Origin of the sequence: Rhizobium sp. NLR10b, from assembly GCF_019685435.1 — a bacterium.
Lineage (GTDB): Bacteria > Pseudomonadota > Alphaproteobacteria > Rhizobiales > Rhizobiaceae > Rhizobium.
Genome location: NZ_JABDWV010000007.1, coordinates 329,212 through 350,811 on the forward strand (window position 1 = coordinate 329,212; position 21,600 = coordinate 350,811).

Sequence of the window (21,600 nt, forward strand, 5' to 3'; positions counted from 1 at the left end):
GGCTATGGCGACACATGCCGCGAGGATTGCCTGGCAGCGCAACGGCGAGATCTTCACCGACAACCGCTACAGCCGCGTCCATCGCTGGACCTTCGACGGCGGCATCGAGGTGAGGGCGTCCTCATCCTCGCATGTGGTTCCGTTGCCCTATTCCGCCGAGGATGCGGTCGATCCGGAGGAGGCTTTCGTCGCCTCGCTCTCCAGCTGCCACATGCTCTGGTTCCTGTCGATTGCTGCCAAGCAAGGCTTTTGCGTCGACAGCTACACCGATGCCGCCGAGGGCGTCATGGAGAAGAACAGCGAAGGCCGTCTTGCCATGACCGTGGTGACGCTAAGGCCGCATGTCGTCTTCAGCGGCGAAAAGCAGCCTTCGCTCGGCGAGCTCGACGGCCGGCTTTCTCGGCGATATCGAGCAGCACCGCGTGGTCGCCGACATTGCGGCCTTCCTCGAAATTCGCCTTGAACAGCGCCGTAACCACCTTGTCCTGCTTCTCGCGGCCCTCGATCATCGCCCAGTGGATCAGCCGGTGGGCGTCAAGCGTGTTCGGGCCGATGTTGATCGCCTCGAAATCGAAGGCGATGCCGACCTCGCGGCCGTAGTCGGTGAGCATCTTGTGCGCCTGCGCCACGCGCTCCTCGCCGCCGAGCTTCTGAGCGAGCGCCTTCTTCTGGTCGACGCCTTCCTTGGGATAGTCGGGATTGAGCCGGTACGGCCGCCAGTTGATGTCGACGCCGATCTCGTCCTGCACTTCGGCGATGGCGAGCTCCAGCCGCGCCTTGCCGAGATAGCACCAGGGGCAGACGACATCCGAGACGACGTCGATGGTGATGCGCTCCATGATGATGTTCCTTCTGTGTGTCTCCGGAAGAGACATAGGGCCAAAGTGTTGCGGCCGCTTCTATTGGGCGCTTGTATCCCACCAGACCGGCAGCTGGTAACCGTAAAGCGGTACCGTGTCGGGATGGCCGATGCGCTTGCTGCGGGCAACCCATTGCTGGTCCATATGATAGAGCGGCAGCACGTAATGGCTGGATAGTAGCAACCGGTCGTAAGAGCGCACCGCGGCAGTGAAATCCTCGTTCGAGCGTGCTCGCAATACGTGATCGATCAGCGTGTCGAGATCGGGATCATTGGCGCCGGCAAAGCTATCCTTGCCCTCCTGAGTGCGCGCTGCCGAAGACCAGCGGCCGAGTTGTTCGGTTCCGGGCGACAGCGACGAAGTATAGGACTTGATGATCATGTCATAATCGAAGCTGTTCGTCCGGCTCTGATACTGCGAATCATCGACTGTGCGAATCGAAGCCGCAATGCCGATCGTCTGCAGCGAACGCTGATAGGCGACGGCAAGCTTCTCCTGGTCGGCATTCTGCGTCATGATCTCGAAGGCGAGCTGGCGGCCGGAGGCGTCGACCATCTTGCCGCCCTGGATCGTATAGCCGCCCTGTTTCAATAATCCGACCGCCTGCTTCAGCACGTTGCGGTCACGGCCGGAGCCGTCGGTAACCGGCAGCTTATAGGTGCCGTCGAGAATTTCGGGTGCGATTTTGTCCTTGATCGGCCCGAGCAGCGCAAGCTCGGCCGCATTGGCGGGGACGCCGAAGCTCGAGAGTTCCGAGTTCTGCCAGAAGCTCTGCGTGCGCTTATAGGCGCCGGAATAGAGATTCTTGTTCGCCCATTCGAAATCGAACACCAGCGACAAGCCTTCGCGCACCCTCGGATCGGTAAAGATCGGCCGGCGAGTATTGAAGACGAAGCCGAGCATGCCGCTTGGCAGTTTCGGCGTGAACACATCCTTGATGACGGTCCCGGAGGTGGCGGCGGGGAAATTGTAGGCATTGGCCCAATGGCCGGGATTTCCGTCAGGATAGAGGTCGATATCGCCCTTCTTGAAGGCTTCGAACAGCGTTGTGTCCTGCAGGAAATACTGAACCGTGATCTGATCGTAATTGTCAGTGCCGACCTTCGCGGGAATGTCCTTACCCCAGTAATTTGGATCTCGCTCATAGGTGATGCTCTCGCCGGGTTTCACCGTCTTCACCTTGTAGGGACCGGAACCGACCGGCGGCGTCAGCGAGGTGCGGTCGAAGGTTTCCGGATCGACCAAATGTTTCGGCAGCACCGGAAAAAGACCAAAAATCAGCGGCGTCTCGCGGTCAGCCTTCTCATTGAAAGTGAAGCGCACGCTGCGTTCGCCAACCTTCTCCATCTTAGCGACGACTTTTAAGCGTTCGGAATAGGGCACGCGTCCCTTGTCACGCATCAGCTCGAAGGTGAATATGACGTCCTCCGGCATCACCGGCTGACCGTCGGACCATTTCGCCTTCGGATTGAGGTTGAACTGGATGAAGCTCCTGTCGTCGTCCCATTCGACCGTTTCGGCAAGCAGGCCGTAAAGTGTGAATGGCTCGTCACGGGAGCGCTGCATCAGCGATTCGTAGACGAGGTTTCCATATTCCGGATCCCACATGCCGCGCGCCGTCGTGCGCATGCTCTTCAGGATGAACGGATTGAGGTTGTCGAAGGTACCGACGACGCCATAGGTGATCTTGCCGCCTTTTTTTACGTCGGGATTGACGTAGGGAAAGTGCTTATAGTCAGGCGGCAAGGCCGGCTCGCCATGCATCGCGATGCCGTGCAGCGGCTCTGCGGCGACGGCGCTGCATAGCAAGGAGAGGACGACGGTGACGATGATCCGGAGCATTCGGCAATCCTTGATCCGCGAAAAATAAGTGCATGATTCATCGCGAGATTAGCATGGGGTCGACCGATTCCAACACGCAGGCGCGATTTCTTTGGCCTGTCGATGAAATTGCCAAAGAAAAGCTGGATATCTTGAACGCTGCGATGTAACAGGTGAACCCGAAGTTTCGGGGTCATGCATTTGCCTTATTTTTCCATGAGGTGGAGTGCCGAACGACCCGATGGTTGGGGTGGCACGTCGCTGCTCCGAACGGATATCAGGAGACGGAATTCGTTATGATGTTCAAGTCTGAAAAGAAAATGCGGGCAGCACTGTCCGTTCTGGCAGTGATGTTCGGCGCCGCTTCGGCTCCGATCTCCTCCTTCGCCCAGGATGCGGCGGCACAGGGCCCAGCCCAGGGCGTCGGCTCGCCCAAGCTCGGCTGGTACAAGACCTGCAGCAAGCAGGAAGATAACGACGTTTGCGTTGTCCAGAACCTGATCCTCGCCAATGGCGGCCAGCTCGTCACGGCCGTCGGCCTTATCTCGGTTACCGGCAAGATCAACCGCAAGCTCCTGCAGGTTTCGGTCCAGAGCGCGCGTCTCATCCCGCCTGGCATCAGCATGCAGATCGACGGCGGCAAGGGGCAGAAGCTCGATTATGTCATCTGCCTGCCGGACAAGTGCACGGCTGAAGTTCCGTTGACCGACGCGATGATCGCCAGCCTCAAGAAGGGCAGCGACGTGGTCTTCACCTCGATCAACTTCCGCCGCGCTCCGAATCCGATCAAGATCTCGCTCGAAGGCTTCACCGGCGCTTATGACGGCGAACCGGTTTCCGAATCCAAGCTCGCCGACACCCAGCGTAGCCTGCAGGAAAGCATGCAGAAGAAGGCCGAGGAAACTCGCAAGAAACTGGAAGACGCCCAGAAGGCAGCCAAGGCGCAGTGATCCTGCCGCCATTTTGAATAGAAACCCGGCTTCAGGCCGGGTTTTTTTATTGGTAAGCCTCTATCTCCTCGGCCTTGAGCCATGGCTGTCTGGTTCGCACCGGCGATTTGCCCCTCACCCTAACCTCCCCGTTCTGACGGCGAGAGGGGACGTGCCCTGCGAGGCGTTGAGGGGGACCGAGAGCTTGCGGCATGTCCCGTCTACCCGCGATCGGGAGAAGGTGGCGGCAGCCGGATGGGGGCCTTGCCAGCCAAAGCAAAAGAGAAATTGGCGGGAATTGTCAGCAGTTTAACCTGGCAACTGGATTTCGCGTCAAAAGAAAAGGCCTCGCTGGGAGAGGCGAGGCCTTGATTGACCGATCCGCACGTCTGATCTAGTGAGCGAAGCTCATCTTGGGCTTGAACTGCCCCGACGGCGCCTGATCGAAGATCTGGTAAATCTGCGGGTTGCGAAGCGGCGTGCCGCTTTCGTCGTTCACCAGGTTCTGCTCGGAGACATAAGCGACATATTCGCTTTCCTCGTTTTCGGCGAGCAGGTGGTAGAAGGGCTGGTCCTTGCTCGGCCGCACCTCGGCCGGAATGGAATTCCACCATTCCTCCGTATTCGCGAATTCCGGATCAACGTCGAAGATGACGCCGCGAAACGGAAAAACCTTGTGCCGGACCACTTCGCCGATACTGAACTTTGCTATTCTTTCTTTCATGGTACGACTTCCTTTCATCACCAAATTTGGTGATTGGTGCGGTGCAAATCAAGATTTTTGCACCAGCGCGTCACATGAACGTCATATCCTCCTTCTGCCGTTCATGACCGGGGAGGTGAAAGTCCCGGCGGACCGGGACTTTCCGTGTTACGGCCGATCAGGCCGAATAATACATGTCGTATTCGACCGGATGCGGCGTCATTTCGAAACGCATTACTTCTGCCATTTTCAGCTCGATGAAGGCATCGATCTGGTCATCGTCGAAGACGCCGCCTGCTGTCAGGAACTTGCGGTCCTTGTCGAGGCTTTCGAGCGCTTCGCGCAGGCTGCCGCAGACGGTCGGGATTTTCTTCAGTTCCTTCGGCGGCAGGTCGTAGAGATCCTTGTCCATGGCCTTGCCGGGATGGATCTTGTTCTTGATGCCGTCGAGGCCGGCCATCAGCATGGCGGCGAAGGCGAGATAGGGGTTGGCGCTCGGATCCGGGAAGCGGACTTCGACGCGCTTGGCCTTCGGGTTGGAGCCGAACGGAATGCGGCAGGAGGCCGAACGGTTGCGCGCAGAATAGGCGAGCAGGACAGGCGCTTCATAACCCGGGACGAGACGCTTGTAGGAGTTCGTCGACGGATTGGTGAAGGCATTGATCGCCTTGGCGTGCTTGATGATGCCGCCGATGTAGAACAGGCAGGTCTCGGAGAGGCCGGCATATTCGTCGCCGGCGAAAGTTGGCTTGCCGCCCTTCCAGATCGACTGGTGCACGTGCATGCCCGAGCCGTTGTCGCCGAAGATCGGCTTCGGCATGAAGGTCGCGGTCTTGCCGTAAGCGTTGGCCACCTGATGCACGACATATTTGTAGATCTGCATCTTGTCTGCGTTGCGCACCAGCGTATCGAACTTGATGCCGAGTTCGTGCTGGGCGGCGGCGACTTCATGGTGGTGCTTTTCGACGACAACGCCCATCTCGGAGAGCACCGTCAGCATTTCCGAACGCATGTCCTGGGCGCTGTCAACAGGCGGAACCGGGAAATAGCCGCCCTTGACGCGCGGGCGGTGACCGAGGTTGCCGGTTTCGTAATCGGTGTCGTCGTTCGACGGCAGTTCGGTCGAATCGAGCTTGAAGCCGGTATTATAGGGATCGGCCTTGTACTTGACGTCGTCGAAGACGAAGAACTCGGCTTCCGGGCCGACAAAGATCGTGTCGCCGATGCCTGATGCCTTGAGATAGGCTTCGGCCTTCTTGGCAGTGCCGCGCGGATCGCGGTTATAGGCTTCGCCGGAGACAGGATCGAGAATGTCGCAGACGATGACCATGGTCGACTGAGCGAAGAACGGGTCCATATGCACCGTTTCGGTGTCGGGCATCAGCACCATGTCGGACTCGTTGATGGCCTTCCAGCCACCGATCGAAGAGCCGTCGAACATCACGCCGTCAGCGAACATGTCCTCGTCGACGCTGGCAACGTCCATTGTGACATGCTGCAGCTTGCCCTTCGGGTCGGTGAAGCGCAGATCGACGAACTTGACGTCGTTTTCCTGGATCTGCTTCAGAATTTCGCTTGCGGTCGCCATTAAATACCTTCCTCCAATTTGTGATAACAATAGGTGGGCGCGATGACGCTATCGGACTTTGCGCGCTTGGCAAAGTGGTCAGATGGCATCGATGCCGGTCTCGCCGGTACGGATGCGGATAACCTCTTCGACATTGGATACGAAGATTTTGCCGTCGCCGATGCGACCGGTTTGAGCCGCCTTGCGGATCGCGTCGATGACCGCCTCGGCGTTCTCGTCGGCCAGCACCACCTCAACTTTCACCTTCGGCAGGAAGTCGACGACGTATTCGGCGCCGCGGTAGAGTTCCGTGTGGCCCTTCTGACGACCGAAGCCCTTGGCTTCCGTGACTGTGATACCCTGCAGGCCGACTTCCTGAAGGGCTTCCTTCACTTCGTCCAGCTTGAAGGGCTTAATGATCGCTTCGATCTTTTTCATGAGAAAATGTCTCTCCGCTTCTCCTGTTATGGCAGGGATGTTCCCGCTCGCGGATATGATGCAGATATCGTGCCAGTTTGAAATCCGTCTTATCGAAAAAAGACGTCGATTTTGCCGAAACCGGCGCGTCTGCGGGGAATTTGATGTCGATTTGGTGAACGGAAAGGTGGAAAAACATCAGCCATCGAAGAAAATTCGTCGCAATATCGAAAAACCCGGCTTTTCCTTCAGTTGCGAAAGCAGGTTGCAAGGCGATTAAATAATAGGCGAATGCATAAATTTCGATCTTCTTCGCGCCAATGCAGACGGTTGTTTTTTGTGCGTTTTTTGAATTGAATAGGCGGATGAGCAACCATCTCCCCCACCTTCTGGTAACGCCTGCCGAAATGAGCGCCATCGATGTGGCCGCGGCTGCTTCGGGAATCGATTCCTTCGGCCTGATGGAAAGAGCAGGGGCTGCCGCCGCGGCCGCCGCGCTCAGGCTTCATCCCGGGGCGTTGCGTTTCGTAGTGCTCTGCGGTCCCGGCAACAATGGGGGTGATGCCTATGTTGCGGCAAGGCATCTGCGAGAGAGCGGAGCGACCGTGGCGCTTTTCCATCTCGGCGATCCCACAAAGCTGAAGGCTGACGCTGCCCGCGCTCGGGCCGGCTGCGCGTTGAAGGGGCAGGAGCTCGGCCTATACCGGCCGGAAGCCGGCGATGTCGTCATCGACGGTCTGTTCGGAGCAGGGCTCGGGCGCGCGGTGCCGGCCGATGTGGTTGACTTGATCAAGCGCGTCGCCGAGGCCGGTATCGCGGTGCTCGCCATCGATCTGCCCTCCGGCGTGGATGGCCGCACCGGCAAGGTGCTGGGTGCTGCCTTCCAGGCTCGCAACACCATCACCTTCATGACCCGCAAGCCCGGCCATCTTCTGATGCCGGGCAGGGAGCTTTGCGGCGAGTTGGAGGTCTTCGACATCGGCATTCCCGCCCGGATCATCCGGGCTGAGGCGGGCGGCGCTATCGCCGAGAACACACCTGACGCCTGGAAGGGCGTGCTGCCGGCCGAGCAGCTGGAAACCCACAAATACAAGCGCGGTCATATGGTCGTTTTTTCGGGCGAGGCCGACAAGACCGGGGCTGCGCGCATGTCGGCGGTCTCCGGCCTGAAGGCCGGCGCCGGCCTGGTAACGATCGCCGCACCCGGTGCAGCGATAGCCGCCAATGCCGCGCATCTCACAGCCGTCATGCTGCATGCAGTCGACGACGAGGCAGATCTGGCAGAGTGGCTGTCCGACAAGCGGCTGCAGACCTTCGTCCTCGGCCCCGGCTTCGGTGTCGGCGCGAAAGCCCGCGGCTTCGTCACCGCGCTTGCCGATCGCCGGCTGGTGCTCGATGCCGACGGCATCTCTTCCTTCAAGGACGATCCGCAACAGCTTTTCGACCTGTTCCGCGGCGAGCCGCGTCTGGTGCTGACGCCGCACGAGGGCGAATTTTCGCGGCTTTTTCCGGATATATGCGGCGACGAAACACTGGGGAAGGTGGACAAGGCGGTGGCGGCTGCCCGCCGCGCCAATGCCGCGATCGTCTATAAGGGCGCCGATACCGTCATCGCCTCGCCGGACGGGCGCGCGCTCATCAACACCAATGCGCCTGTCTGGCTTGCCACCGCAGGTTCCGGCGATGTGCTTGCCGGCATCATCGGCGGACTGCTTGCCCAGGGCCTGCCGACTTTCGAGGCTGCGGCAGCCGGCGTGTGGCTGCACGGAGAGGCTGGCCAGCGCGCCGGCAAGGGGCTGACGGCGGAAGAGCTCGCGGTCGAGGTCTTGCCGCTTTAGCTCGGGCTAAGTCCTAACCGCCTATTTCGCCAGCAACTGCTGCAGGGCGATCGCCCCGTGCGGCGCATTGACCTTGCCCTCGTGGATCATGAAGGCGAAGACGTCGCGCGGCTCCGCCTTCACCTGGCGCTTCCCGTCGATCAGCGGCAGATCGTCCGGGACCTTGCCCTCGGCCCAGGTCTCGAGCCGCTTTGCCCAGGCCTTCAGATCCTTATCGGGATAGCAGGTCGGGATGTCATCCGATCCCTTCTGCAGCCTGGCATAGACGAAATCGGCCGTCACATCGGCGATCATCGGATATTCGAAATGTTCGGCACAAACCGGCGCCACGCCGTATTTGGCAAGAAGAGCAACGAATTCCGGCACCTTGAAGGAATCATGCCGCACTTCGACCACGTGACGGAGCGCTAGCCCATCCTGTTTCGCCGGCAGCAGCTTCAGGAAAGCCTCGAAATCGTCCGGATCGAATTTCTTCGTAGGCGCGAATTGCCAGAGCAGCGGCCCGAGGTGATCGCCGAGCTCGCTGATTCCGGATGTGAGGAACCGCTCCATCGATTCACCGGCTTCCGCGAGCACCCGCCGATTGGTGACGAAGCGAGTGGCCTTCAGCGAAAAGATGAAACCCTCTGGCACGTCAGCCGCCCATTTGGCAAAGACCGCCGGTTTCTGTGTGCTGTAATAGGTGCCGTTGACCTCGATGACCTTCAACTGACGGCTGGCATAGTGCAGCTCGTCCTTCTGTTTCAGGTCGGCGGGAAAGAAATGCCCGCGCCAGGGCTCGAAGGTCCAGCCGCCGATGCCGGTGCGGATAGTGCCGGATTTAGTCATGTCGTCCTCCCAGTTCGCAGCGGTCAGGCCGCATGAATCTCTTTCGTCATGTCGATGAGCGTCCATCCTGGCCGATAAGGGTTCGGTCGGCGACCCGTTTTCCGGAACCCGAAGACACTATAAAGCGCGATAGTCCGTTTGGAGATCGTCGGGCGACGCCAACCTCATCGTCATTCCGCCGCGACCGCCTTCTTCGTCGGCCGCCGCTCCAGCAATTCCTTCAGGAACTGGCCGGTATAGGAGCGCTTTTCCCTGACGATCGCTTCCGGTGTGCCGGTCGCGACGATCTCGCCGCCGCCATCGCCGCCCTCGGGGCCGAAATCGAGCACCCAGTCTGCTGTCTTGATGACTTCAAGATTGTGCTCGATCACCACGACGGAGTTGCCCTGGTTGACGAGCTCGTGCAGCATTTCCAGGAGCTTGGCGACGTCATGGAAATGCAGGCCGGTCGTTGGCTCGTCGAGAATATAGAGCGTGCGTCCGGTCGAGCGTTTCGACAGCTCCTTGGCGAGCTTGACGCGCTGCGCTTCGCCGCCAGAGAGCGTATTGGCCTGTTGGCCGACCTTGATGTAACCGAGGCCGACATCCTTCAGCGATTGCAGCTTGTCGCGCACGGCAGGTACCGCCGCAAAGAAATCGACGCCTTCCTCTACCGTCATGTCGAGCACGTCGGCGATCGACTTCTGCTTGAAGGTGACGTCGAGCGTCTCTCTGTTATAGCGCTTGCCGTGGCAGACGTCGCAGGTGACATAGACATCGGGCAGGAAGTGCATCTCGATCTTGATGACGCCGTCGCCCTGACAGGCCTCGCAGCGGCCGCCCTTGACGTTGAAGGAGAAGCGGCCCGGCTGGTAGCCGCGCGCCTTGGCTTCCGGCAGGCCGGCGAACCAGTCGCGGATCGGCGTGAAGGCGCCGGTATAGGTCGCCGGATTCGAGCGCGGTGTGCGGCCGATCGGCGACTGGTCGATATCGATCACCTTGTCGATATGCTCGAAACCGTCGATGCGGTCGTGGTCGGCCGGAATTTCGCGCGCGCCCATGACGCGGCGCGCCGCTGATTTATACAGCGTCTCGATCAGGAAGGTGGACTTGCCGCCGCCGGAAACGCCGGTCACCGCCGTAAAGACGCCGAGCGGGATCGAGGCGGTGACGTTCTTCAGATTGTTGCCGCGCGCGCCGACGACCTTGATCTCGCGACCCTTCTTCGGCTTGCGGCGCTGGTCCGGAACCGGAACGCCGAGTTCGCCCGAGAGATATTTGCCGGTCAGCGACTTCGGATTGTCCATGATATCCCGCGGCGTGCCATGGGCGATGACCTGCCCCCCATGGATACCAGCCGCGGGGCCGATGTCGACGACGTCATCGGCCGTCAAGATGGCATCCTCGTCATGCTCGACGACGATCACGGTGTTGCCGATATCGCGCAGGTGCTTCAGCGTGTCGAGCAATCGGGCATTGTCGCGCTGATGCAGGCCAATCGACGGCTCGTCGAGCACGTAAAGTACGCCCGTCAAGCCCGAGCCGATCTGCGAGGCGAGGCGGATGCGCTGGCTTTCGCCGCCCGACAGCGTGCCTGAATTGCGCGACAGGCTGAGATATTCCAGGCCGACATCGTTGAGGAATCGCAGCCGGTCGCGGATCTCCTTGAGGATCCGCACGGCAATCTCGTTCTGCTTGGCGTTGAAGGTCGCCGGCAGCGTTTCGAACCAGTCGCGGGCGACGCGGATCGACATCTCGGTCACTTCGCCGATATGCAGCCTGTTGATCTTCACCGCCAGCGCTTCCGGCTTCAGGCGATAGCCGTTGCAGGCCGGGCAGGGGGCGGCCGACATGAAGCGCTCGATATCCTCGCGCGCCCAGGCGGAATCCGTCTCCTTCCAGCGGCGCTCGAGATTGGTGATGATGCCCTCGAAGTTCTTGTGCGTCGTATAGGAACGGGCGCCGTCGGCGTAATGGAATTCGATCTTGTCGTCGGTGCCGTTGAGGATCACATCCTTGGCCTCGTCGGAAAGATCGTTCCAGCGGGTGCCGAGCTTGAAGCCGTAATGTTTGCCGAGCGCCTCCAGCGTCTGATTATAATAGGGCGAGGTCGACTTGGCCCAGGGGGCGATCGCCCCGTCGCGCAAGGTGCGCTCCGGTTCGGGCACGATCAGATCCGGGTCGATCTTCTGCTGGGCGCCGAGACCATCGCAGGTCGGGCAGGCGCCGAAGGGGTTGTTGAACGAGAAGAGGCGGGGCTCGATTTCCGGAATGGTAAAGCCCGAGACCGGGCAGGCGAACTTCTCCGAAAACAACACGCGCTCATGCGTTTCGTTCAGCGACTTGTTGGCCGAGCCGCCGGCCGACGTTTCCTCCGGCGGCAGCGGCTTGTCGGCGAATTCGGCGACTGCCAGCCCGTCGGCGAGCTTCAGGCAGGTCTCCAGGCTGTCGGCCAGGCGCGCCGACACATCGGGGCGCACGACGATGCGGTCGACGACCACGTCGATGTCGTGCTTGTATTTCTTGTCGAGAACAGGCGCCTCGGCGATTTCGTAGAACTGGCCGTCGATCTTGACGCGCTGGAAGCCCTTCTTCATCAGTTCCGCCAGTTCCTTCTTGTATTCGCCCTTGCGGCCGCGCACGAGCGGCGCGAGAATATAAAGACGGGTGCCTTCGCCAAAAGCGAGGATGCGGTCGACCATCTGGCTGACGGTCTGGCTCTCGATCGGCAGGCCGGTCGCCGGCGAATAGGGAACGCCGACGCGGGCAAAGAGCAGGCGCATATAGTCATAGATCTCGGTGACGGTGCCGACCGTCGAGCGCGGGTTACGCGACGTGGTCTTCTGCTCGATCGAGATGGCAGGCGACAGCCCGTCGATCTGGTCGACATCGGGCTTCTGCATCATTTCGAGGAACTGCCGGGCATAGGCCGACAGGCTTTCGACATAGCGCCGCTGGCCCTCGGCATAGATAGTGTCGAAGGCGAGCGAGGATTTGCCCGAGCCCGACAGACCGGTCATGACGATCAGCTTGTTGCGCGGCAGATCGAGATCGATGCTCTTCAGATTATGCTCGCGCGCGCCGCGGATGGAGATCGTCTTCAGTTCGCTCATCGTCTCTGCTTTGGTTTTCTGGGTAACAGCCCTTATTTAGTGATGCCGACGGGCGAGTCGAGGCTGAATATCCGGGAAGCTTCAAGGTTTTCGATTCTGTTGACAGGATCATACGGATAAACTAGAACAAATAAAGAACAAAATTCCTGATGAATGCATGCGGCTTTCTGATGGATAAACATGTGGATGAACGACCGTTTACGCGCATTGGCGGTCCGCGATGGTTTAAGGTGCGCTGATCGATTAACGCCGCCGGGCAGGGCGGCAGGCAGGGTGAGAAGCATGGCTGGTAGCGTGAACAAGGTAATTCTGGTTGGAAACGTGGGTGCAGATCCCGAAATCCGCCGCACTCAGGATGGCCGGCCGATCGCCAATCTCCGTATCGCGACCTCGGAGACCTGGCGCGACCGCAATTCCGGCGAACGCCGCGAAAAGACCGAATGGCACACTGTCGTCGTCTTCAACGAAGGCCTCTGCAAGGTCGTCGAGCAATATGTGAAGAAGGGCGCCAAGCTCTATATCGAAGGCCAGCTGCAGACCCGCAAATGGCAGGACCAGCAGGGCCAGGACCGTTATTCGACGGAAGTGGTGCTGCAGGGCTTCAATTCGACGCTGACCATGCTGGATGGACGCGGCGAGGGCGGCGGTGCGAGCTCCGGCTTCGGCGGCGGCCGCGGCGGCAGCAGCAACAATGATTACGGCGACGATTACGGCGCCCCGGCGTCGTCCTCATCGTCGAACCGCGGCGGTGGCGGAGGCAACTTCTCGCGCGATCTCGACGACGACATCCCGTTCTGATCGATCGCGGTTCCTGACTTTATAAGCAGCTGAGAGCATGGTGTCCTGAGCGGCACCATGCTCTCTCTGCTTTCCGACTGCAATTGCTTCGGTCGGCGCCTTGTCAGTGCGGCGTCGCGCTGATCAGATTGAGCGCCGATTTTGCCCCGTCGACGACGAATTGCGCCGCAAGCGCGGCGAGGATGACGCCGAGCAGCCGTGTCAGGATTGCCCGGCCGGTGACGCCAAGGAAACGGTCGAGCCGTTCGGCGACGAGCAGCATGACGAAGGTCAGCAGCAGATTGGCGGCAAGGACGCCGATCAGTTGCAACTTTCCGATCGAGGTCGCGAGCGTCCCGGCAAGCAGGATCGTCGCCGAAATCGCGCCGGGGCCGGCGATCAGCGGCAAGGCGAGGGGAAAGACGGCGACATTTTCGATATGATCCTTGGTGATCGCCACCTCGGTCGCCTTCTCCTTGCGGTCCTGCCGCTTCTCGAAGACCATTTCGAAGGCAATCCAGAAGAGCAGCAGCCCGCCGGCGATGCGGAAGGCCCCGATCGAGATGCCGAGCACGCCGAGCACGCCGGCGCCGAACAGCGCAAAGACCGCGAGGATGATGAAGGCGATCGTCGAACCGCGCAGCGCCACCTGCGTGCGCTGGGCTCTGCTCATGCCGGTTGTCAACCCCAGGAACAGCGGCGCCAGCCCTGGGGGATCGATGGTGACGAGAAGCGTCGTGAAGGCGTTGATCAATTGGTCGGCGCTTGCCATCGTCTCTCCCAAAGCCCATATGGGTGTGTGATTTACTGCGATTGTGAAGCGGGGATTTGGATTTGGCAAATGTGCCGCGGCGGCCTGCGGCGGATTTGTCCGGTCCGGCCGCACAACTCCGGTGCTTTACCCTTTTTCGGCCGCAAAAGCCTGTTCAAAACGCGCTCAGAAATTGGCGCGGGAACAGGCTTTCCGCTATAAATCTTCAAGTGATTCTAGAAGAGATCGTGATCTGTTTTGACTGAGCAAACACCCCCCGGCGGCGGGAAGCTCCCGCCAGGCATCGAGCCCATCTCCATCATGGAGGAAATGCAGCGGTCGTATCTCGATTACGCCATGAGCGTCATCGTCAGCCGCGCGTTGCCCGACGTGCGCGACGGCCTGAAGCCCGTGCACCGGCGCATCCTCTACGGCATGTCCGAGCTCGGCATCGACTGGAACAAGAAATACGTCAAATGCGCCCGCGTTACCGGCGACGTGATGGGTAAATACCATCCGCACGGCAACGCTGCGATCTATGATGCGCTCGCCCGCATGGCGCAGCCCTGGTCGCTCAGGCTGCCGCTGATCGACGGTCAGGGCAATTTCGGCTCCGTCGACGGCGATCCGCCGGCGGCCGAACGATACACCGAGTGCCGCCTGGAAAAGGCTGCTCATTCGCTGCTCGACGATCTCGACAAGGAAACCGTCGATTTCCGCGACAACTATGACGGCACGCTCTCTGAGCCGGTCGTGGTTCCCGCCAAGTTCCCGAACCTGCTCGTCAACGGCGCCGGCGGCATCGCCGTCGGCATGGCCACCAATATTCCGCCGCACAACCTCTCCGAAGTGATCGACGGCTGCATCGCGCTGATCAACGATCCGGCGATCGAGCTGCCGGAACTGATGCAGATCATTCCCGGCCCTGACTTCCCCACGGGCGCCAAGATCCTCGGCCGTGCCGGTATCCGCTCGGCCTACGAGACCGGCCGTGGCTCCGTCATCATGCGTGGCGTCGCCACCATCGAGCCGATGCGCGGCGACCGCGAGCAGATCATCATCACCGAAATTCCCTACCAGGTGAACAAGGCGACGATGATCGAGAAGATGGCCGAGTTGGTGCGTGAAAAGCGCATCGAGGGCATCTCCGACCTGCGCGACGAATCCGACCGCCAAGGCTATCGCGTCGTCATCGAATTGAAGCGCGACGCCAATGCCGAGGTTATCCTCAATCAGCTTTATCGCTACACGCCGCTGCAGACCTCCTTCGGCTGCAACATGGTGGCGCTGAACGGCGGCAAGCCGGAGCAGCTGACCCTGCTCGACATGCTGCGCGCCTTCGTCTCCTTCCGCGAGGAAGTCGTTAGCCGGAGAACGAAGTTCCTGCTGCGCAAGGCGCGCGAGCGCGCGCACGTCTTGGTTGGCCTCGCGATCGCCGTCGCCAATATCGACGAAGTCATCCGCGTCATTCGCCAGGCGCCCGATCCGCAGTCGGCCCGCGAAGAGCTGATGACGCGCCGCTGGCCGGCCGAAGATGTCGAAAGCCTGATCCGTCTGATCGACGATCCGCGCCACCGCATCAACGACGACCTCACCTACAACCTCTCCGAGGAGCAGGCGCGCGCCATTCTCGAGCTGCGCCTTGCCCGCCTGACTGCACTCGGCCGTGACGAAATCGGTGATGAACTCAATAAGATAGGCGAGGAAATCCGGGATTACCTCGATATTCTTTCCTCGCGTGTGCGCATCCAGACCATCGTCAAGGACGAACTGTCAGCCGTCCGCGACGAGTTCGGCACGCCACGCCGCACCGAGATCGTCGATGGCGGCCTCGAAATGGACGACGAGGATCTGATCGCCCGCGAGGATATGGTCGTCACCGTCTCGCATCTTGGTTACATCAAGCGCGTGCCGCTGACCACCTACCGTGCCCAGCGCCGCGGCGGCAAGGGCCGCTCCGGCATGACCACCCGCGACGAAGATTTCGTTAGCCGGCTATTCGTGGTCAACACCCATACGCCAGTCCTGTTCTTCTCCTCCCGCGGCATCGTCTATAAGGAGAAGGTCTGGCGACTGCCGATCGGCACGCCGACCTCGCGCGGCAAGGCGCTGATCAACATGCTGCCGCTCGAACCCGGCGAGCGCATCACCACCATCCTGCCCTTGCCCGAGGACGAGGCGAGCTGGGATAATCTCGACGTCATGTTCTCGACGACGCGCGGTACGGTTCGCCGCAACAAGCTGTCGGACTTCGTTCAGGTCAACCGCAACGGCAAGATCGCCATGAAGCTGGAAGAGGAGGGCGATGAAATCCTCTCCGTCGAGACTTGCACCGAGCGGGACGACGTTCTTTTGACCACGGCGCTCGGCCAGTGCATCCGCTTCTCGGTCGACGATGTCCGCGTCTTTGCCGGCCGCAACTCGATCGGGGTGCGCGGCATCAATCTCGGCGAGGGCGACCGCATCATCTCGATGACGATCGTCGGCCATGTCGATGCCGAGCCATGGGAACGGGCCGCCTACCTCAAGCGCTCTGCCGCCGAACGCCGGGCGATAGGCGTTGATGAAGAGGATATCGCTCTCGTCGGAGAGGAGGTCACCGAGGAGGGACAGCTCTCCGACGAACGCTACGAGGAGCTGAAGGCACGCGAACAGTTCGTGCTCACCGTCTCCGAAAAGGGCTTCGGCAAGCGTTCGTCCTCTTACGATTTCCGTATCTCCGGCCGCGGCGGTAAGGGCATCCGCGCTACCGATACGTCGAAAACCGGCGAGATCGGCGAACTGGTTGCAGCCTTCCCGGTCGATGACGGCGATCAGATCATGCTCGTCTCTGATGGCGGTCAGCTCATCCGTGTGCCGGTCGGCGGCATCCGCATCGCCAGCCGCGCCACCAAGGGCGTCACCATCTTCTCGACGGCCAAGGACGAGAAGGTCGTCTCGGTCGAGCGCATCAGTGAGCCGGAGGAGGATGAGACGGAAGGGGCCGTCGAAGGCGCCGATGAGACGCCGGTCGCCGATGGTGATCCGGGCGGTGCTGCCGAAGAATAATCGAATGAACGGGGCGGCTTCGAGCCGCCCTTTTCTGTTAGAGCCCGGCTTTCAGGCTGAAGCATTCAGTTGGCTCACTCACTGGCCAAGAAAAAAAGCCGGACGCTGGGTGCATCCGGCTTTGAAAGCACCAGGAGCGGAACGGTGCCGCTCATGGGAGGGAAAGAGAGGAATGTCAGAACGCGCTATGCTTTTCGTTCAGCGCCTTCACCTCTTCGCCTTCACGCCGCAGCGCTGATATCGTCGAGGCCACAGACACGATGAACATGACGCTGATGAGGGCGGTGAGCACTGTCAAGATCGTGAACATAGGCATTCCTTTCCTGGGGAGTTGCGTACTCGCTCCTCAGTACTGGCCCAGTACGGCCGTGCGAGCCGAAGCATAAGGGCCATAAACTTTGGAGGCATCGACCTTCTGGTCATAAAGAGCGACAGTTGCGGTGAGCATGCCCGTGACCATGACCATCCAGAGCACGTTAATCATCGTAATCTTGCCGGGCATTATTAGTCCTTCCTGCCGCGCTTTGACGCATTTCTGTGTCGGTTGAGTGAACGCATCCGTTTAAAAATGGTTCCGCCGGATGTTGAGCGGGTGTTTACCAATGGCGATCTGAAGCATCCTTGAATGTCTCGTTCATCTGGCGTTCAGATTCGAAATCCGATTTTTTCTCGCAGCCGACCCTCATTTCCGCGCAGGCGGCCTTGGGCGCGTACAATCGCCGCATGTTCGGCAAGCTCCGGCCGCACCCAGTTCACCTCGTAGCGATCGGCGAAGTAGCCATACGCCATCTCGGCGGCGAGGGAGAAAACAATGGCAAGCGCAACGAGCACGATCAGCATGGATTTCGATCTTTTGGGAGCGCCGGCTGCCGGAATGGCATCGGCTTTGTTGATGATCCGAGTTAAACAGATCCCGCCTGAAACGGCCTTGAATGGCATGTTCATCCGTTGTTCAGCCGAGCGGCGCGGCCGGGTAAATCACTTGCGACAAGTCCGCATCCGTGACAAAAGGCGTCAAACCAATGGCCGGGCCAGATGACGACAGCTTTTTATCCTGGGTCCTTCGACCCGATCACCAACGGACATGTGGATGTTCTGGTCCAGGCGCTGAACGTCGCCGAAAAAGTCATCGTCGCGATCGGCATCCACCCCGGCAAGGCGCCGCTCTTTTCTTTCGAAGAGCGAGCCGAGCTGATCCGCCTGTCGCTGGCCGAAGCCTTGCCCGGCAAGACCGGCGACATCACCGTCGTCGCCTTCGACAATCTGGTCGTCCATGCCGCCCGCGCCCATGGCGCCACACTTCTGATCCGCGGCCTTCGCGATGGCACGGATCTCGACTACGAAATGCAGATGGCCGGCATGAACAGAACGATGGCGCCAGATATCCAGACCATCTTTTTGCCGGCCGGCACGGCGTCGCGGCCCATTACCGCCACATTGGTCCGCCAGATCGCCGCCATGGGCGGCGATGTCAGCGCTTTCGTCCCGGCCGCGGTCTTGCAAGCCCTCACATCCAAGCGCCCAAACTAGCAAGCGCAAAGCCTAGGCGGATAACGCCGCAACGGAGCTCACATGAAACTCTTTTATCTCGCATTTGCCGGCGTGCTATATCTTGCCTCCTTCGCGGGGGATGCCTTGGCCCAGTCGGCCGATCATTATCTCACCATTCAGCTGAAGAACGGCCCGGTGGTGATCCAGCTGATGCCGGATGTGGCGCCGAAGCATGTCGACCAGATCGAGGCGCTCGCCAAGAAGGGCGAATATGACAACGTCGCCTTCCACCGCGTCATCGACGGCTTCATGGCCCAGACCGGCGACGTCAAATACGGCAACATGGAAAAGGGCTTCGATGCCAGCCTTGCCGGCACCGGCTTCTCCGACATGCCCGACATCCCGGCTGAATTCTCTAAGACCCCGTTCGTGCGCGGCACTGTCGGCATGGCTCGTTCGCAGGATCCGAATTCCGCCAATTCGCAGTTCTTCATCATGTTTGCCGACGGTTCTTTCCTGAACGGCCAGTATACCGTCGTCGGCAAGGTCGTTTCCGGCATGGAAAATGTCGACAAGATCAAGCGTGGCGAAGGCCAGAACGGCGAAGTCAAAAATCCCGACCGGATGATCAAGGTCACCCTGGGCAAGAAGTAAGTTACAAGAGAAACAAGAGGAGAAGACAATGGCCGAGATCAAGGATCCCGAAAACACCATCATTCTGGAAACCACCAAGGGCAAGGTTGTCATTCAGCTGCTGCCGCAGGTCGCTCCGGAGCACGTTGCCCGCATCAAGGAACTCGCCCGCGAGAAGGCCTATGACGGCGTCGTTTTCCACCGCGTCATTCAGGATTTCATGGCCCAGACTGGCGACGTCGAATATGGCAAGAAGGGTTCTGAAACCTTCAATCCCGGCCGGGCCGGCATGGGCGGCTCCTCCAAGCCGGACCTGAAGGCTGAATTCTCCGCGACCTCGCATGTTCGCGGCACCTGCTCGATGGCCCGTTCGCAGAACCCGAACTCGGCCAACTCGCAGTTCTTCATCTGCTTCACCGACGCGCCGTGGCTGAACAAGCAGTATTCCGTCTGGGGCCAAGTGATCGAAGGCATGGACAATGTCGACAAGATCAAGCGCGGCGAACCGGTCTCCGATCCGGACTCGATCGTCTCGATGCGGGTTGCCGCCGACGTCTGATTGTGATGTTTGCTGAAACCCGCCCTTGCGCGAGAGCGCGGGGCGGGTTTCGCTTTGCCTGAAAGTACACTTATGCGCGTTGACCTTTTCGATTTCGATCTGCCCGAGGAGCGCATCGCCCTGCGGCCCGCCGAGCCGCGTGACAGCGCACGGCTGCTCGTCGTGAATGCAAATGCGGCAAGCGCACTATCGGATCATCGTGTTTCCGATCTGCCGTCATTTCTGCGCGCCGGGGACGCGCTTGTCTTCAACGACACGAAGGTCATTCCCGCCCAGCTCGAGGGCATCCGTCATCGCGACGGCGCTGGCGGGCAGCAGGTCTCAGCGACGCTGCACATGCGCGTCGGTCCCAGCCGCTGGAAGGCCTTCGCCAAGCCGGGCAAGCGCATCAGGGAGGGCGATCGCATCGCCTTTGGCCACAGTGGCGAAAGCTGCATGATCGGCTCGCTCGATGCGACGGTGGAGGAAAAGGGCGAAGCCGGCGAAGTGACCCTCGCCTTCGATCTTTCCGGTCCGGCGCTCGACGAGGCGATTGGCGCCGTCGGCCATATTCCGCTGCCGCCCTATATCGCCGCCAAACGCCCCGAGGACGAGCGCGACCGCATCGACTACCAGACGATCTATGCCCGCGAGGAGGGCGCCGTTGCAGCCCCCACCGCCGGCCTGCACTTCACGCCTGGCCTGTTTGAGACCCTCGACAAGGCCGGTATCGAACGCCATTTCGTCACTCTGCATGTCGGCGCCGGAACTTTCCTGCCTGTGAAGGCTGACGATACCGCCGATCACAAGATGCATCTCGAAAGCGGTTACGTCAGCGCAGAAACTGCTGCCCGGCTGAACGCGGTAAAGCAAAGAGGCGGGCGTATCGTCTGTGTCGGCACCACCTCGCTGCGGCTGATCGAGAGCGCCGCCGAGGAAAGTGGAGAGATCAAGCCCTGGGCCGGCGCCACGGGGATCTTCATCACGCCCGGCTACCGTTTCAAGGCGGTCGACATGCTGATGACCAATTTCCACCTGCCGCGCTCGACCCTGTTCATGCTGGTCTCGGCCTTCGCCGGCTTCGAAACCATGCATGCGGCCTATGAACACGCTATTTCCATGGGCTACCGCTTCTACTCCTACGGCGACGCGAGCCTTCTTTTCCGGAAAGACTAGATGACAGAGAACTTCCAATTCACGCTCGAGAAGACCGATGCCGGCGCCCGTCTCGGTGAGATTTCCATGCCGCGCGGCGAAATCCGCACACCGGCCTTCATGCCGGTCGGGACGGTCGGAACCGTCAAGGCCATGTATCTCGACCAGGTGCGCGAGACCGGCGCTGACATCATTCTCGGCAATACCTATCACCTGATGCTGCGCCCGACAGCGGAGCGCGTCGCCCGCCTCGGCGGCCTGCACAAGCTGATCCGCTGGGAACATCCTATCCTGACGGATTCGGGCGGCTTCCAGGTCATGTCGCTGTCCGGCCTGCGCAAGCTCGACGAGCAGGGTGTCACCTTCAAGTCGCATGTCGACGGCAGCCTGCACCACATGTCGCCGGAGCGCTCGATCGAAATCCAGGGCCTGCTCGGCTCCGACATCCAGATGCAGCTCGACGAATGCGTGGCGCTGCCGGCCGAGCCGAAGGAGATCGAGCGCGCCATGGAAATGTCGCTGCGCTGGGCCGAGCGCTGCAAGGTGGCCTTCGGCGAGCAGCCCGGCAAGGCCATGTTCGGCATCGTCCAGGGCGGCGACATCCCGGCGCTGCGCGTCCGTTCGGCCGAGGAGCTGACCAAGCTCGACCTCAAGGGATACGCTGTCGGCGGTCTTGCCGTCGGCGAGCCGCAGGATGTCATGCTGCGGATGCTGGAAACGACGTTGCCCGTGCTTCCGGGTGAGAAGCCCCGTTACCTCATGGGCGTCGGCACGCCTGACGATATCCTCAAATCTGTCGCCCGTGGCATCGACATGTTCGACTGCGTCATGCCGACCCGCTCCGGCCGCCATGGCCTGGCCTTCACCCGCCGCGGCAAGGTCAATATCCGCAACGCCCGTCATGCCGAGGACATGCGTCCGCTCGACGAACAGTCGAACTGCCCGGCCTCGCGCGATTATTCCCGCGCCTATCTGCACCATCTCGTCCGCGCCAATGAGGCGCTCGGCGGCATGCTGCTCTCCTGGCACAATCTCGCCTATTACCAGGAACTGATGCAGGGCATCCGCAAGGCGATCGCCGAAGGCCGCTTCGCCGACTTCATGGCGGAGACCATGGAGGAATGGGCAAGGGGCGATCTCGACCCGGTTTGA

General features: G+C 60.8%; 21 protein-coding genes and 2 pseudogenes. 10 read left to right on the forward strand and 13 right to left on the reverse strand.

Going from position 1 to position 21,600, the window contains the following annotated elements:
• Positions 1-4: 4 nt before the first annotated feature.
• Positions 5-463: an OsmC family protein gene (locus HJB91_RS14345; RefSeq protein WP_259672816.1), complete on the forward strand. Its 459-nt coding sequence runs from the start codon at positions 5-7 to the stop codon at positions 461-463.
• On the opposite strand, the pseudogene HJB91_RS14350 reads toward HJB91_RS14345, so the two are convergent.
• Positions 390-839, reverse strand: a pseudogene (locus HJB91_RS14350) (DsbA family oxidoreductase); the annotation flags it as partial. The gene HJB91_RS14345 and the pseudogene HJB91_RS14350 sit on opposite strands and share 74 nt — an antisense overlap.
• Positions 840-899: 60 nt before the next feature.
• On the reverse strand, positions 900-2,702 hold the full coding sequence (locus HJB91_RS14355) for an extracellular solute-binding protein (RefSeq protein WP_221155061.1): 1,803 nt from the start codon (positions 2,700-2,702) through the stop codon (positions 900-902).
• 275 nt (positions 2,703-2,977) lie between these two features.
• Here HJB91_RS14355 and HJB91_RS14360 point away from each other — a divergent pair, with 275 nt between their 5' ends.
• The gene (locus HJB91_RS14360) at positions 2,978-3,631 is read left to right on the forward strand and encodes an invasion associated locus B family protein (protein WP_221155063.1); all 654 of its coding nucleotides are present in this window, start codon (positions 2,978-2,980) and stop codon (positions 3,629-3,631) included.
• 373 nt (positions 3,632-4,004) lie between these two features.
• Here the strand turns inward: HJB91_RS14360 and hspQ are convergent, their stop codons facing one another.
• The 4 genes from hspQ to HJB91_RS14380 form a co-directional block, all read right to left on the reverse strand.
• Positions 4,005-4,334, reverse strand: a complete 330-nt coding sequence (gene hspQ, locus HJB91_RS14365) for a heat shock protein HspQ (protein ID WP_210631375.1) — start codon at positions 4,332-4,334, stop codon at positions 4,005-4,007.
• Between the two features lie 157 nt (positions 4,335-4,491).
• The gene (gene glnA / locus HJB91_RS14370) at positions 4,492-5,901 is read right to left on the reverse strand and encodes a type I glutamate--ammonia ligase (RefSeq protein WP_221155065.1); all 1,410 of its coding nucleotides are present in this window, start codon (positions 5,899-5,901) and stop codon (positions 4,492-4,494) included.
• Positions 5,902-5,979: 78 nt separating this feature from the next.
• On the reverse strand, positions 5,980-6,318 hold the full coding sequence (locus HJB91_RS14375) for a P-II family nitrogen regulator (protein ID WP_003539626.1): 339 nt from the start codon (positions 6,316-6,318) through the stop codon (positions 5,980-5,982).
• On the reverse strand, positions 6,293-6,670 hold the full coding sequence (locus HJB91_RS14380) for a hypothetical protein (protein ID WP_221155107.1): 378 nt from the start codon (positions 6,668-6,670) through the stop codon (positions 6,293-6,295). Before HJB91_RS14380 ends, HJB91_RS14375 begins: the two co-directional genes overlap by 26 nt.
• On the opposite strand from HJB91_RS14380, the gene HJB91_RS14385 reads away from it, so the two are divergent.
• The gene (locus HJB91_RS14385; RefSeq protein ID WP_221155067.1) at positions 6,663-8,135 is read left to right on the forward strand and encodes an NAD(P)H-hydrate dehydratase; all 1,473 of its coding nucleotides are present in this window, start codon (positions 6,663-6,665) and stop codon (positions 8,133-8,135) included. The genes HJB91_RS14380 and HJB91_RS14385 overlap by 8 nt on opposite strands.
• A 21-nt stretch (positions 8,136-8,156) precedes the next feature.
• Here the strand turns inward: HJB91_RS14385 and HJB91_RS14390 are convergent, their stop codons facing one another.
• From HJB91_RS14390 to uvrA, 3 genes and pseudogenes are all read right to left on the reverse strand, one after another.
• Entirely contained in the window at positions 8,157-8,963 is an 807-nt protein-coding gene (locus HJB91_RS14390) for a DUF72 domain-containing protein (protein ID WP_221155068.1), read from the reverse strand.
• Positions 8,964-8,986: 23 nt separating this feature from the next.
• A pseudogene (locus HJB91_RS30685) lies at positions 8,987-9,103 on the reverse strand (GNAT family N-acetyltransferase); the annotation flags it as partial.
• 30 nt (positions 9,104-9,133) lie between these two features.
• Positions 9,134-12,055 carry an excinuclease ABC subunit UvrA gene (gene uvrA, locus HJB91_RS14395; protein ID WP_221155070.1) on the reverse strand — a complete coding sequence of 974 codons (2,922 nt, stop codon included), beginning with the start codon at positions 12,053-12,055 and terminating at the stop codon, positions 9,134-9,136.
• Positions 12,056-12,337: 282 nt separating this feature from the next.
• Here uvrA and HJB91_RS14400 point away from each other — a divergent pair, with 282 nt between their 5' ends.
• Positions 12,338-12,853: a single-stranded DNA-binding protein gene (locus HJB91_RS14400; protein WP_210631370.1), complete on the forward strand. Its 516-nt coding sequence runs from the start codon at positions 12,338-12,340 to the stop codon at positions 12,851-12,853.
• 103 nt (positions 12,854-12,956) lie between these two features.
• Here HJB91_RS14400 and HJB91_RS14405 read toward each other — a convergent pair whose 3' ends face one another.
• The gene (locus HJB91_RS14405) at positions 12,957-13,604 is read right to left on the reverse strand and encodes a MarC family protein (RefSeq protein ID WP_210631369.1); all 648 of its coding nucleotides are present in this window, start codon (positions 13,602-13,604) and stop codon (positions 12,957-12,959) included.
• 237 nt (positions 13,605-13,841) lie between these two features.
• Between HJB91_RS14405 and gyrA the strand changes: the two genes are divergently transcribed.
• Positions 13,842-16,631, forward strand: coding sequence for a DNA gyrase subunit A (gyrA, locus tag HJB91_RS14410; protein WP_221146608.1), 2,790 nt, complete (start codon positions 13,842-13,844; stop codon positions 16,629-16,631).
• Between the two features lie 175 nt (positions 16,632-16,806).
• On the opposite strand, the gene HJB91_RS30690 is transcribed toward gyrA, so the two are convergent.
• The 3 genes from HJB91_RS30690 to HJB91_RS14420 form a co-directional block, all read right to left on the reverse strand.
• Complete coding sequence (locus HJB91_RS30690; protein ID WP_010056528.1) at positions 16,807-16,941, reverse strand: hypothetical protein; 135 nt, start codon at positions 16,939-16,941, stop codon at positions 16,807-16,809.
• A gap of 36 nt (positions 16,942-16,977) precedes the next feature.
• Positions 16,978-17,133, reverse strand: coding sequence for a hypothetical protein (locus HJB91_RS14415; RefSeq protein WP_210631367.1), 156 nt, complete (start codon positions 17,131-17,133; stop codon positions 16,978-16,980).
• 143 nt (positions 17,134-17,276) lie between these two features.
• Positions 17,277-17,576, reverse strand: coding sequence for a hypothetical protein (locus tag HJB91_RS14420; protein ID WP_210631366.1), 300 nt, complete (start codon positions 17,574-17,576; stop codon positions 17,277-17,279).
• 90 nt (positions 17,577-17,666) lie between these two features.
• On the opposite strand from HJB91_RS14420, the gene coaD reads away from it, so the two are divergent.
• From coaD to tgt, 5 genes are all read left to right on the forward strand, one after another.
• A complete protein-coding gene (gene coaD, locus HJB91_RS14425) occupies positions 17,667-18,161 on the forward strand; it encodes a pantetheine-phosphate adenylyltransferase (RefSeq protein ID WP_210631365.1) in 495 nt (164 codons plus the stop codon).
• Positions 18,162-18,203: 42 nt separating this feature from the next.
• Positions 18,204-18,776, forward strand: a complete 573-nt coding sequence (locus tag HJB91_RS14430; protein WP_221155072.1) for a peptidylprolyl isomerase — start codon at positions 18,204-18,206, stop codon at positions 18,774-18,776.
• Positions 18,777-18,804: 28 nt separating this feature from the next.
• Positions 18,805-19,314, forward strand: coding sequence for a peptidylprolyl isomerase (locus tag HJB91_RS14435; RefSeq protein WP_010029525.1), 510 nt, complete (start codon positions 18,805-18,807; stop codon positions 19,312-19,314).
• 72 nt (positions 19,315-19,386) lie between these two features.
• Positions 19,387-20,469 carry a tRNA preQ1(34) S-adenosylmethionine ribosyltransferase-isomerase QueA gene (gene queA / locus HJB91_RS14440; RefSeq protein ID WP_210631363.1) on the forward strand — a complete coding sequence of 361 codons (1,083 nt, stop codon included), beginning with the start codon at positions 19,387-19,389 and terminating at the stop codon, positions 20,467-20,469.
• Complete coding sequence (gene tgt, locus HJB91_RS14445; RefSeq protein ID WP_221146610.1) at positions 20,470-21,600, forward strand: tRNA guanosine(34) transglycosylase Tgt; 1,131 nt, start codon at positions 20,470-20,472, stop codon at positions 21,598-21,600.

What these genes read in the sequence shown, in the direction of transcription:
- HJB91_RS14345 (WP_259672816.1), top strand. Translation starts at nt 5, where the DNA reads ATGGCGACACATGCCGCGAGGATTGCCTGGCAGCGCAACGGCGAGATC.
- HJB91_RS14355 (WP_221155061.1), bottom strand. Translation starts at nt 2,702, where the DNA reads ATGCTCCGGATCATCGTCACCGTCGTCCTCTCCTTGCTATGCAGCGCC.
- HJB91_RS14360 (WP_221155063.1), top strand. Translation starts at nt 2,978, where the DNA reads ATGATGTTCAAGTCTGAAAAGAAAATGCGGGCAGCACTGTCCGTTCTG.
- hspQ (WP_210631375.1), bottom strand. Translation starts at nt 4,334, where the DNA reads ATGAAAGAAAGAATAGCAAAGTTCAGTATCGGCGAAGTGGTCCGGCAC.
- glnA (WP_221155065.1), bottom strand. Translation starts at nt 5,901, where the DNA reads ATGGCGACCGCAAGCGAAATTCTGAAGCAGATCCAGGAAAACGACGTC.
- HJB91_RS14375 (WP_003539626.1), bottom strand. Translation starts at nt 6,318, where the DNA reads ATGAAAAAGATCGAAGCGATCATTAAGCCCTTCAAGCTGGACGAAGTG.
- HJB91_RS14385 (WP_221155067.1), top strand. Translation starts at nt 6,663, where the DNA reads ATGAGCAACCATCTCCCCCACCTTCTGGTAACGCCTGCCGAAATGAGC.
- HJB91_RS14390 (WP_221155068.1), bottom strand. Translation starts at nt 8,963, where the DNA reads ATGACTAAATCCGGCACTATCCGCACCGGCATCGGCGGCTGGACCTTC.
- uvrA (WP_221155070.1), bottom strand. Translation starts at nt 12,055, where the DNA reads ATGAGCGAACTGAAGACGATCTCCATCCGCGGCGCGCGCGAGCATAAT.
- HJB91_RS14400 (WP_210631370.1), top strand. Translation starts at nt 12,338, where the DNA reads ATGGCTGGTAGCGTGAACAAGGTAATTCTGGTTGGAAACGTGGGTGCA.
- HJB91_RS14405 (WP_210631369.1), bottom strand. Translation starts at nt 13,604, where the DNA reads ATGGCAAGCGCCGACCAATTGATCAACGCCTTCACGACGCTTCTCGTC.
- HJB91_RS30690 (WP_010056528.1), bottom strand. Translation starts at nt 16,941, where the DNA reads ATGTTCACGATCTTGACAGTGCTCACCGCCCTCATCAGCGTCATGTTC.
- HJB91_RS14415 (WP_210631367.1), bottom strand. Translation starts at nt 17,133, where the DNA reads ATGCCCGGCAAGATTACGATGATTAACGTGCTCTGGATGGTCATGGTC.
- HJB91_RS14420 (WP_210631366.1), bottom strand. Translation starts at nt 17,576, where the DNA reads ATGAACATGCCATTCAAGGCCGTTTCAGGCGGGATCTGTTTAACTCGG.
- coaD (WP_210631365.1), top strand. Translation starts at nt 17,667, where the DNA reads ATGACGACAGCTTTTTATCCTGGGTCCTTCGACCCGATCACCAACGGA.
- HJB91_RS14430 (WP_221155072.1), top strand. Translation starts at nt 18,204, where the DNA reads ATGAAACTCTTTTATCTCGCATTTGCCGGCGTGCTATATCTTGCCTCC.
- HJB91_RS14435 (WP_010029525.1), top strand. Translation starts at nt 18,805, where the DNA reads ATGGCCGAGATCAAGGATCCCGAAAACACCATCATTCTGGAAACCACC.
- queA (WP_210631363.1), top strand. Translation starts at nt 19,387, where the DNA reads ATGCGCGTTGACCTTTTCGATTTCGATCTGCCCGAGGAGCGCATCGCC.
- tgt (WP_221146610.1), top strand. Translation starts at nt 20,470, where the DNA reads ATGACAGAGAACTTCCAATTCACGCTCGAGAAGACCGATGCCGGCGCC.